The organism is Robertmurraya sp. DFI.2.37, from assembly GCF_029211245.1.
Taxonomy (GTDB): Bacteria; Bacillota; Bacilli; order Bacillales; family Cytobacillaceae; genus Robertmurraya; species Robertmurraya methanolica_A.
Genome location: NZ_JARGEJ010000614.1, coordinates 1 through 303, shown reverse-complemented (window position 1 = coordinate 303; position 303 = coordinate 1). Strand labels below are relative to the sequence as shown.

General features: G+C 46.2%; 1 protein-coding gene. It reads left to right on the top strand.

The features are described from left to right. The coding region (locus PZE06_RS27925; RefSeq protein WP_275792391.1) for a rod shape-determining protein at positions 1-303 on the top strand (303 nt) is incomplete at both ends.

Below are 303 nucleotides of genomic sequence, written 5' to 3'. Positions count from 1 at the left end.
CGTTTGCAGCCGCAATTGGAGCTAATCTTCCGGTATGGGAACCAACTGGAAGCATGGTTGTGGATATCGGTGGAGGAACGACGGAAGTGGCGATTATTTCCCTTGGCGGAATCGTTACAATCCAGTCAGTGCGTGTTGCTGGAGATGAAATGGACGATGCAATCGTGAGCTACATAAGTAAAACGTATAATTTAATGATTGGTGACCGGACTTCAGAGACGATTAAAGTGGAAATTGGTAGTGCTGGTGAGCCAGAAGGTATCGATAACATGGAGATTCGTGGTCGTGATTTATTAACGGGTC